Here is a 10,547-nt window from a genome sequence, read left to right as displayed (position 1 = left end):
CGCGCTGGGGAAGGCGAGGCGCTGCGCGCCTCGCTTCGGGCCGCTGCGCGGCCCGGCTCCGCGTTGCGGAGCGGCATCCGCTGCGCGGATGCGGGTGCCGGTTCCGCTTCGCTTCACCGGCACAGGGCGGCCCGGCGCTGCGCGCCTTGGGCCGGGGGTCTCCGCTTCGCTGCGACCCTGAAAAGCGGCGGGCTACGGGGTGGGGGCTGGCGGCGCATCACACACCTAACCCGTGTGAACTTTGGGTCCCGGCCCTACCACCGGGGGCGGCCGGGCCGGACGCCGGCGGGCTCGGGCCCGCGGTCCTGAAGGTGAACGAGGAGCCCCGCCCGGGGCGCCCTCACGCGGCAAGCATGGGTGCCCCGGATCGGTCGGGGCCGGACGGGGCGCGGGGCGTCCGGCGTCCGCGCGGTGGCTCGGGTGTGGCCCGCGAGGTGATCGAACCGGGCCGTGCATCATCGAGTGCATCACCGGATCAGACTGTGTGAGCTTTGGGTGTCTGCCCTACTACCGGGCGGGCTCCCGAATCGCTCCTACGAGCAATCCGGGCATGTCGAATCGGCCCCGGAAAAGGCCTCTCCCGGGGCCTGATATCCCGTCACGAACCGCTCTGGAACAGCAACTCAAGGCCCGGCCGCACTTCGACGAGAACGCCATTCCGGGGCCTCCGGCGGGGGCGGTTTCATCGAACGGCGCGAGGTGGCATCTCCGGGGCCGGTGGGGTGGCACACCGGCGGCACACCCGGTGGCAACGAGACGACGAGGGCGAGGACCAGGCCGTGACGCTGCTCTCCGGCCGGGTCGGGACCGCCGGGCCGGAGAGCAGCACCAGCGCGGGTACCGGGCATGTGCCACCCCGGGTGACACACCTGGCATGTCTGCCACCCGAAGTGGCACACCCTGTGGCAACAACGCGGCGCCGGCGGGGCGCGTCGGGGGCCCTACCGGGTGCCGAAGCCTCGGTCGGGACATAGAGCAGGGCCGTGTCTTGCGAACCACCACTTACCGGCCCTTGCTCTTCACCTAGATATCGCGGCGTTTGAGGTTCGCGAATTCTTCTCTCGTGATGTGACCTTCGCGAAATGATCGCTCAAGCCAAGCCTCGTTAATATCTGCGAAATTGCGGTCTTCGAAAGTGTTGCTCTGCCATTCCCACTCATCGGGAACAGTGTCCGCGTCGTCCCAGGGGTCCGGGCTGTAGGACAGGCCGTAGTCCGGACTCCGGCGGCCGTACTCGGGCTTCTCGGCACTGACCGAGTCAGACTCGTAGGACAGACCGTAGTCCGGACTGCGGGGACCGTACTCGTCACTCTGCTTGGCCACGCCATCTCCCCTCAGCGCACGCATAGTTCACCAACCCTAGCGCTGCGGCAATCCCTCAGGGGGTGAATGCACGGCTACCGGCCCCCAGGACAGCCAGAAACGGCCCCTGGAGCGGCTAGGGCTGAACCGTCGCCCCCCGAGTCCCATTGGTGGGCCCGGTGCTCGCTCAGCGGCGTCTGGCGGCCTTTGAGGGAGTCGTGGCGGCGATGCGAGCGCGACGGGAGCGGGAAGGCCGGTCTCGCCGAGGAGCAGCCGGGCCGTCCTGCAGGAGCTGGGGGGTGAGCGGGTGGGCATCATCCCGGAGACAGAACCAGTCGAGGTGAGGGAGGCCGTGGTGGGCAGAGCGGAGCGGTTCGAGGGTGCGGAGTTCCGCACCAGCAGCTACTCCCAGCCGCACGACTCGTACTGCGCTGAGGTGGCGCTGAGCGGATCGGCGGTCGGGGTGCGGGACTCGAAAGACCCGGGCGGGCCGGTGGTCGCGTTCAGGCGGGAGAGCTGGGCCCGGTTCGTCGACGGCGTCGCGGGCCGCTGACGAGAGAGGCCGGGGTGTGGTGCGCAGGGCGCACCACACCCCGGCGGGTTACGCCGTGACCTTGTGAAGGCCGAGGACGGTTGCGCCGATGGCCGTTGCGGCACCGAGCGCCGGGGCGCCGAGGGCAAAGGCGATGACCCCTGCAAGGCACCCAGCGGTGAGGATGATGGTCCAGCGCTGGGGGAGCGGCTCGGGCTGGGTGTTGTTGGTGGGGCTGCTCATGGAGGTCTCCTTCGTGGGGTCAGCTCGTCCTCGGAACCGGCTTCGTCCGCGGTGATGCCCCGGACAGAGCCGAGCCCCTCCCCATCGAGAGTGAGGGGCTCACGTCCAATCAAACCGTCGCTGAGGACGGCTCGTTGCGCTCCGTCGGGACGCTTTGTTCCGCACGAAGCTACTTCTACTATTAGATTTCATCTATGTGCGGTTCAAAGCGTTGCGATCAAAGCGGGAGCTCATGACTCATGCCTTGGAAGTGCTCGATCGACGGCTGCGCAGGCTGAGGAAGATGGAGAAGGAGGGGGCTGTGGACAGGGCTAACCAACTCCTGACCCAGCTCTGGGAGGAAGGTCACAAGCCCTCACCTGTACTTCTACGGACCGGGCTGCTCACCTCGAACGGCAAGGCCGGGGCGCTCTCTCAGCTCGTACGGCCCCGCGGGGTGGCGATGCGCTTCTACCTGCTGGCGCTGTTCGAAGCACAGTGCCGGCTGACTGCCGGCGCCCGGTGGACGAACGATCGCCCCCTCGAGGGGCAGCGGTCGTGGTCGGACCTGATCGCCATCGACGGCGCTTACAACTCCCGGGAAAGAGATTACAACCTCGACACAAAACAAGACCGGACCTCAGATAGCCTCCGGCTACGGCAAGTCAAGTCAGCACTCAGAAGCCTGGAAGCCATAGGAAGCGACACAGCTTTGGCCCGGGTACCCACTACACCCAGCGATCAACGCTCGTACAAAAGATTCGAGCTGATGAAAGAGACCGGAAGAGGCCGCTTCCAGACGTCCGACATATACACGGTTCCCGAGCCCCATTGGAACGCCAAAGAAGTCATTCGGGTTCCCACGGGCTTCTACAAGAACGGCTGGATCCAGGTTCTCCAGCCATCAGAGGTACTAACGTGGCTTACACTCCAGCACCTCAGCCAGTGGGCGCATGATAAGCACAGAGAGCGTGGCGTATACCTGACCGGGCAGAAAAGGATCACCGAATTCGGAGTGAAACGAGACGCATGGGAAGACAGCTGCAAGCAGCTCACCCATTTTGGCCTCATAAAACGCGCCCCGGATTTCACGATCGTTTTCGGAACCCACGCATCGACGCCGGGGAACTGGCAGGCAACGAATGAGGCTCCCGAAAACGGTCGACCACAGTACGAAGCGCATCGCTGGCAGGTCACCGACGAAGGACTAGAGGAGAATCCGGTAAGGGTTCTGGACAGAGAGCTCAACCTGCAAAAAAGAGACATACTAAAGACCAAGAACCGGACTACGTAACAATCACGCGAAGAGGCACTCCTTTAACCTGACCGAAACCCAGACCATTTCGAAATGACCGTGGGGGGTGGCCGGGAGCGGCGGCGGGGCTCACGGTCGTGCGGGCAGCGTGGGAGGGCGTCCAGGACGGGCACGGGCTCCTGCGGGGCCGCCGGGGCACGGTGGCCGCAACGCGGCGCGGCGCGGCGCGGCCGCCGGCGGCGCCTCAGCCGACCTCTGGCTGCCGGGGCCGGACGGCCGGGCCGCCGTGGTCGAACCGGCGCCCGCACCGGTGCCGGCACCCGGCCCGCGGACGCTCCCGCGGCCGGTAAGGCCGGGGCCGTTCGGTCAGCCGGTGAAGTGGCGGGTCTGGTAGCCGGACGCACCGCCGGCGGCGGGCCCGGGGGCTGATGGCGTGGTGGTGTTCCGTGGCGGAGCGGGTGGCGTGTAGGCGGGTGCGAGCGGTGGTGTTCGGCCAGGGGGTTGGTCGTTGGGCTGACACGGGGCGGTGGTGCTGGTAGCTGTTGGGGCATCAGACAGTGGAGGGTGGGGACTGTGGCGGATCAGCCGATGAGTCGGCGGGAGAAGCTCCTTCAGCAGCAGGAGCCGAGCTTCGTGGGGCGCAGTGGGGAGCTGGCGGTCTTCGAGGCGAACCTGCGGCGAAATGAGAACGCTCGTGAGTTCCGCTTCCTGTTTCATGTGCGGGGGCAGTCCGGTGTGGGGAAGTCGACGCTGCTGGAGCGGTGGAAGGGGTACGCCCGAGGCAGCGGAGCGACGGTGTACCTCGATGACGCGGTCCACGGCCCACAGGAGGCCATGAAGGCCATCGCCGATCAGCTGGCTCTCCAGGGCTTGCCGATGAAGGCGTTCGCCAAGCGGTTCGCCGATCTCCGTCGGCGGCAGAAGGCAGCTGAACATGGCCTCCCCGCGGGCGAGGGGTCCCCCGGGGCTGAGGGGGTGGCCCAAGCCGTGCTCAGCGCCGGAGGATCCGCGTTCGGTGTCCCGTTGGGAGGGGATCAGCTCGCCCGCAGCGTCGGCCAGCTCTGGGGGCGCCGTCGGGAACAACGGGACGGAGAACTGGTCGACGATCCCGTCAGCGCGTTGACGAAGGTGTTCGTGAACGACCTGGCCGAGGCCGCGCGGGACCTCTACCGGGTGGTGCTGTTCTTCGACGTCTACGAGCGCACCGGGCCGGGGTTGGACCGGTGGCTGCGCGACCTCGTCAAGGGTGAGCGGTACGGGGAGCTGCCGCTGAAGGTCGTGGTGGTCATCGCCGGGCAGGGCAAGCTCGCCCCCGCGGTGTGGGGGGAGATGAGCCCTCACGTGGAGGAGGTGGTGCTGGACTCCTTCACCGAGGAAGAAGCCCGCGACCTTATGGCTCGCAGAGGCATCGCCGACGAGGACACCGTGACCGCGATCCTGGACGTGTCCGATCGGCTACCGGTGCTCGTCGACATGCTCGCCTCCCACCGGCCGACCGGCCCCGGCGAGGTACTCGACCCCGCAGACACCGCTGTCGAACGCTTCTTGAAGTGGGAGACGGACCCCACGCGGCGCCAGGCCATCCTGGACTGCGCGCTCCCCCAGGAGGTCGACGCCGATATCTACCGTGCGCTCGTCGGGTCCGAAGCGGTGACCGGTGGGGAGAGCTGGCTGGCGGCGCTGCCGTTCGTCACCAGCCACGGCGGCCGCTACCGCTACCACGACGTCGTCCGCACCCAGATCCTCCGCCTCCAACGCACCCGGTCCGCCACCGACTGGGCACGCCGCCACACCACCCTCGCCGACCACCACGCACACCAACGCACCACCCTCGAACCCGCCCTGCCGGACGTCTACGACCGGTGGGCGAACGAGCAGTGGCGCGACCACCGCGCCGCAGAGATGTACCACCGCCTCTGCGCCAACCCCCACGACACCCGCCTCGCCATCCTCGACGACTGCGTCCACGCCGCCGGCACGAGCACGGAGACCCTCACCCGCTGGGTCCGCCTCATCCACCACGCCGGCCACGACAGCGGCAACACCACACTCACCGAACGAGCCACCGCACTCGGCAACAACACCACCGAAGCCGACCCCCAAACAGCACTACGACACATCCTCGCCGAACCCGGCCTGCCCACCACCACCCGCGCCCTCGCACACCACACACGCGGGCAGTACCACCAAGCGACGGGTGACCACCCCCAAGCCATCGCCGACTTCACGCACGCCATCAGGATCAACCCCGGCAACGCGCTGGCCCTTCGCTTCCGGGCTTACTCACATCTGTATGTGAGGGCTTATGACCAGGTGGTCGCCGACATTGACCGAGCCAGAGCGCTAACTCCCGACAACGCTGCCGACCATCTCCTACTCAGCGCCGCCCAGCACATGACGGGAAACCTCGACCAAGCGCAGGTTGACCTTGATCGAGCAGCGGAACTTGATCCCGACAGTGGACTCCCCCACCTCGCACGCTGTTTTGCTCACTTCGTGGCGGGGGACCCCCACCAGGCGCTCGCCGAACTCGCCCACGCCACCAGCCCCGGCCCCGAGCAGGAGCTGATGCACATTCTCCGCGGCTGGGCCCACATCGGGGCGGGGGACCCCAACCAGGCACTCGCCGAACTCGCCCACGCCACCAGCCCCGGACCAGCTCAGGAGCTGGCCCATATCTTCCGCGGCTTCGCCCACATCGGGGTGGGGGACCCCAACCAGGCACTCGCCGAACTCGCCCACGCCACCAGCCCCGGACCAGCTCAGGAGCTGGCCCACCTCGCACGCGGTCTCGCCCACATCGGGGTGGGGGACCCCAACCAGGCACTCGCCGAACTCGCCCACGCCACCAGCCCCGGCCCCGAGCAGGAGCTGATACATGCCGCACGCGGCTTCACACACCTCACAGTGGGAAACTATGAGCTGGCCGTCGCCGACCTCTCTCGGGCCATCGACCTCAACCCCAGCAACGAGATGAATCTCGCCTCGCGCGGCGGAGCCCACTATCAGCTCGGGCACTACTACGAGGCGATCGCCGACTTCTCACGGGCCATCGAGCTCAACCCCGACAACGCCTGGAACCACCATGCGCGAGGCTCGGTCCACCATGCCGCTGGGCTCTTGAGTGCTGCGGCCGGTGACTTCGATCGAGCTGGCGAGCTCGCCCCTGACGAGGTCCAGCACGGGCGCTGGCGGAACGTGGTCCGCTACGAGGTGGAGGGCAGAGGCGACGAGGCGTAGCGGTAGGGGCGAGGACAGTTCGGGGCCTCTTGTCAGGGGGCTGCGAACCCGGCGCTCGGGGTGGCCCGCAGTCCGGGGCCGCGGGCCGGGGGTGCCGGCGGGCCGCGCGCCGGGGGTGTGGTCACAGAGTCGAGTCTGTGCAGGGAGAGGTGTCGACCTCGCCGGGCCCCCGGGTACGCGCGGTCTGAACTGCACAAACGTCGGCAAGGGCCGGATGGTGACTGAAACGGTTGCGAAACCTCGGGCGAAACGCCGGGCGAAACCTCGGGCGAACCAGTTGCGAAACGCTCTTGCCGGGGCGCCGAACCGGCGCGGCCCGCAGCGGCGGGGCGTGACTGCGGGGCCCGGCCGTGGGGGTTGGTGGGCCGGGCCCCGCAGGGTGGTGTGGGGCGCTCCCCGTCCCGGTCTCGGGGAGGGCGGGTGGGGTCGGGACACCGAGGCGTGAAGATCGTGTCCGGGGCCGGCACCCGGCGGCCCCGCCCGGGTCAACGCGCGGGCGGGGCGGAAGGACACGGGGCGGTCGCGCGGTGCGGGGCGGCACGACTGGCGCCGGGTCACCCCGCACCCCTGGTCGAAACGCATACAACGGCCACTCAGCGGGGTGCGGAACGGGACGTCGTAGCCAGGGGGTCGGCGGGTGGGCGCGTGATCCGGAGCGGCAGCAGCACCGCGGCCGTGACGGCGAACGCGACGATCGGTTCGGCGCCGGCGAGGAACAGCAGCCCGCCGGTGAGCGGTCCGAGCCAGCGGCGGATCGGGCCGGGTGCCGCGATCTCACAGCGCAACGTGACTCCTGGGCCCGAGCGGGCGGGCGTAGAATCCATCGGTGTTCTCCTCGTGAGAGCGCACGCCGCACCCCCGGGATTCCTGCCAGGGAAATCACCCCGGGAGGTGCGGCTCTTTCGTGGAGGCGATCGTAATAGGCACCTGCCGAATCGATCACGGTGAAGCCAGCCAGCACGAAACAGCTGGTCACCGTCCGGTATCACCCTTTCGGGTGAACCGTTGACGGGTGCGGCCTCTGACCTGCGAACAGCTGAACCACGCCATTGCGGCTCGTCCAGAAATCGCTAACTAGATGAGTTGTAAGGCTGTGACGGATGCCACAGGGCGGGGAGTCCGTCGGCGCCGACCACAGACCCCTTCCTGCGCCCCCAAGGCGGCTGGACGTCAGGTTTCCTACCGGGTCGTGGACTTGCCCTCGCGCTGCATCAACCACACGCGGTGGGCGTGATGGTCTGGGTGGCGCCGCAGGCTGGTGAGCGGCGCGCTGCTGACAGTCGACGGGCGGCGGCGTCCACCCCGGACACGAGGTCCGGGACGGGCACGCCGTAGTGGGCGGCGCGGGCGTCCGGGTCGGCCAGCGACCACGCCCGGCGCCCGGCGAGCGGGAGGGAGACGGCTGGTTGGGAGATGCCGAGGCCGGAGGCAAGGGCGGCCTAGGTCTCCCCGGTGACGCCCAACAGGGCCCGGACGGTGGGGGTCACCCACTGCGTTCTACTGGTCATATACCGAACCCTTATACGACATGACGGCCTGGGATAGACACTGGTGGGGGCGCTCGGGAGCGTGCCGGGGTGGTGTCAGCGCGCCCCGCCGACAACCGCTGCCGCCTCCCGTTCCTGGACGTGTGCGTTGTGGCAGCGGCGGCAGTACGGGCCGGTCCGCAGCGCGGGCCGCCCGCACCGGTCCGCGCACCGGTCGTCGGCGGCAACCGCCGGGCGGCGGGCGGCGGGCGGCGGAACGGCGGGCGGTTGTCGAACGGGCGACGAGGTGACGTGCGCACAGCCCGGCTGCTGTGACGGGCTCGGAGCCGCACCCGTCGGCCGAACACATCCACGCCGCCTCCGCCGGCTCCGTGTTGGGCACAGGGGCGGTGGTGTGGCGGGGCACGGTGCGGGGCTGGTGGCGCATGCAGTAGCCGGAGACGGGCGGCGCCGTGCGGCAGGGGCTGGCGGTCGCAGCGTCCGGCGGCGCAGAGGTCGGCGGTGGCGTCCGGGTCGTCCTGGGCGGCGAGGACAAGGTCGATGTGGTCGGACGCGCCGTTCCTGGTCGCGGTGATGCCGGCTGCGACCACGTCGTCGACCAGTTCAGCGCAGAAGAGGTCCGGGACGTCCTGCGCCGCGGTTACGGGTTTTCACTCTGGTCGACGGAGGTGGGCCGGCGCGTCCCGGAGCCAGGCGAGTGGCCCAAAGGGGGTCGGGGTGGGCCGCGAGGCGGGCGGAGGTGAGGATCCCCCGGGGTTCCTTCGCGCACCTACCGCGCTTTTGGGCGTTGGCGAGATGACGAGATGGGGGCGGCATGGCATGCCGCCCCCATCTCGTCAGGAAGATAGATCGACGAAATTCACGATCCGCCGTTTAGTGGCATTAACCTTTGGAACTACGGGCGAAGCTCCTTCCCGCAGGCCAATAGGCCACCCATTATCGACATTCACGCCCCTCTAATGTATCAACGGGGCTCGCGTCCACTAAGCAACCCTCCCCCCAATTGGGCGTATCGCGCTTTACGAATTCCATGCCACCAATGCGCACTTCATACGAAACCGCGTCGCACGAATTAAGCACAAAAAGAGCCACGGCGGCGATCAAGACGCTCTTGATGGCCCCCAAAAGAATGTGCCAAGCCTTCTTCGATCCGGCAAATAGAGCTTTCTTGACCCAGGTAAATAGAGTCTCTTTCATCCAGGCAAGGAGGGCCTCTTTCGCCTCGACAAGCAGCGCTTCTAATGCCTTAGCGTCCAGGGATCGACTCACTACAGATGCATGAGGTTCTGGGCTCTCACCTAGCTTGAAAATCTTCTCATTATTAGACATTATTGTACATTTCTCCTCAATTTAGGCGGCAGAAGAGCCGCAAGGCGGTCACCCTGCGGCTCTTCTGTCGCAATATAAAAGCCCCCACCGTCCAGCAGAGGGGGCTAAACTCTAAATAATAGCTAACTAAACGTGATAGCGAAAAGCGAAATTTCCTACTTCGCCGTGACTCAACGCGCTAACACTAAAAATGTGCTCAATAGAATTTCATTACACGAAGTACAAGATTACCGATCACTCAAGACCGCAGCCCTAGGTATTCTGAATCCCAGCGCGAGCGGACTAAAAGCGTGTAGCCCGGCATCTTGCAACTAATATACTACCTCGTGGAGGGGGGTAATGTCAACCCATTGCGCCGAGGTCTCCAGCGCAATGGGTGAAGGCCTGCCGCCCCCGCGCTTGCTTGTCTCAACTGCTTTGCAGTGTACCCTCGTTTCTCGCCTCAGCCAAGCGCTCAGTGGCCTCCTCAGCGCCCTCTCGGAGTAATACGGGCGGCGAAAGTTGCGTTGCAGCACCGGGGCGTGGAAACGTCCGGACGCCGGGTGGGGCGGGAAGTATTCTCGGATCACGTGCACGCCACCGATGTGTGCTGGATGAAAGCCGCGGAGGCTTTACCGACCGCGACTCCTGGTCCGTCGGGTGGTGAGGTAGCGGTGGCAGTCGTCATGGATGTCGGTAGCGGGCCGCTCGCGCCCCCGACGCAGCCACTCGAGCCGTTCCCGAGGCCAAGGCGATCGCGGTAGGACGTGCCAGTCCAGGCGGCCGTGTCCAGCGACCACCGCTAGGACGCCATCATCCGGCCTCTTGGCCGCCAGGCCGCAGATGGCACTCCAGCGGTCCCCAACAGAGACGCTGCTCTGCGACGTGAACAGGGCCGGCCCCCACCCGAGGCTGCGGCCGGCGAACGGACAAGAACTCGAGCAGAGTTCGCCGACGCTGCGTCGACGGCCCCCTTCGAGTTCTCCTTCATGGGGACGGTGGGCCGAGAGCTCATAAATGGGGCGTCCCGGACTAGGACTCGAGTCTGCCCGAGGAGTGCCTCCCACTGCTCGTAGGTACTGAGCCTTTGCCATCCTCACGCTGAGCTGGCCAGACGCAGGGTGAGGACAGCTTGGACAAGGGCGGTGATGCGGCTGGTTGAGCACCGCAGCTTGCGGAGGAGCCGCCAGGACTTGAGGGT

General features: G+C 67.4%; 7 protein-coding genes and 1 pseudogene. 3 read left to right on the top strand and 5 right to left on the bottom strand.

Going from position 1 to position 10,547, the window contains the following annotated elements; translation table 11 throughout:
* Positions 1 to 1,023 precede the first annotated feature (1,023 nt).
* Positions 1,024 to 1,323, bottom strand: coding sequence for a hypothetical protein (locus HCN52_RS16925; protein ID WP_168089295.1), 300 nt, complete (start codon positions 1,321 to 1,323; stop codon positions 1,024 to 1,026).
* 331 nt (positions 1,324 to 1,654) lie between these two features.
* Between HCN52_RS16925 and HCN52_RS25540 the strand changes: the two genes are divergently transcribed.
* The gene (locus HCN52_RS25540) at positions 1,655 to 1,855 is read left to right on the top strand and encodes a DUF397 domain-containing protein (RefSeq protein WP_168089294.1); all 201 of its coding nucleotides are present in this window, start codon (positions 1,655 to 1,657) and stop codon (positions 1,853 to 1,855) included.
* A gap of 48 nt (positions 1,856 to 1,903) precedes the next feature.
* Here the strand turns inward: HCN52_RS25540 and HCN52_RS16915 are convergent, their stop codons facing one another.
* Positions 1,904 to 2,077: a hypothetical protein gene (locus tag HCN52_RS16915; RefSeq protein WP_168089293.1), complete on the bottom strand. Its 174-nt coding sequence runs from the start codon at positions 2,075 to 2,077 to the stop codon at positions 1,904 to 1,906.
* A gap of 232 nt (positions 2,078 to 2,309) precedes the next feature.
* Between HCN52_RS16915 and HCN52_RS16910 the strand changes: the two genes are divergently transcribed.
* Together HCN52_RS16910 and HCN52_RS26215 are read left to right on the top strand one after the other, a co-directional pair.
* The gene (locus HCN52_RS16910; RefSeq protein ID WP_168089292.1) at positions 2,310 to 3,350 is read left to right on the top strand and encodes a hypothetical protein; all 1,041 of its coding nucleotides are present in this window, start codon (positions 2,310 to 2,312) and stop codon (positions 3,348 to 3,350) included.
* Positions 3,351 to 3,884: 534 nt separating this feature from the next.
* On the top strand, positions 3,885 to 6,551 hold the full coding sequence (locus tag HCN52_RS26215) for a tetratricopeptide repeat protein (protein ID WP_168089291.1): 2,667 nt from the start codon (positions 3,885 to 3,887) through the stop codon (positions 6,549 to 6,551).
* 593 nt (positions 6,552 to 7,144) lie between these two features.
* Here HCN52_RS26215 and HCN52_RS16900 read toward each other — a convergent pair.
* From HCN52_RS16900 to HCN52_RS16890, 3 genes and pseudogenes are all read right to left on the bottom strand, one after another.
* A complete protein-coding gene (locus tag HCN52_RS16900) occupies positions 7,145 to 7,336 on the bottom strand; it encodes a hypothetical protein (protein WP_168089290.1) in 192 nt (63 codons plus the stop codon).
* Between the two features lie 1,638 nt (positions 7,337 to 8,974).
* Complete coding sequence (locus HCN52_RS16895) at positions 8,975 to 9,307, bottom strand: hypothetical protein (protein ID WP_168089289.1); 333 nt, start codon at positions 9,305 to 9,307, stop codon at positions 8,975 to 8,977.
* A gap of 1,135 nt (positions 9,308 to 10,442) precedes the next feature.
* A pseudogene (locus HCN52_RS16890) lies at positions 10,443 to 10,547 on the bottom strand (IS5/IS1182 family transposase); the annotation flags it as partial.

The organism is Streptomyces bohaiensis, assembly GCF_012033785.1.
In the GTDB taxonomy this organism is placed as follows: domain Bacteria; phylum Actinomycetota; class Actinomycetes; order Streptomycetales; family Streptomycetaceae; genus Streptomyces; species Streptomyces bohaiensis.
Note: the sequence above shows the minus strand (reverse complement) of the source record. Positions and strands in the feature narration are given on the sequence as shown.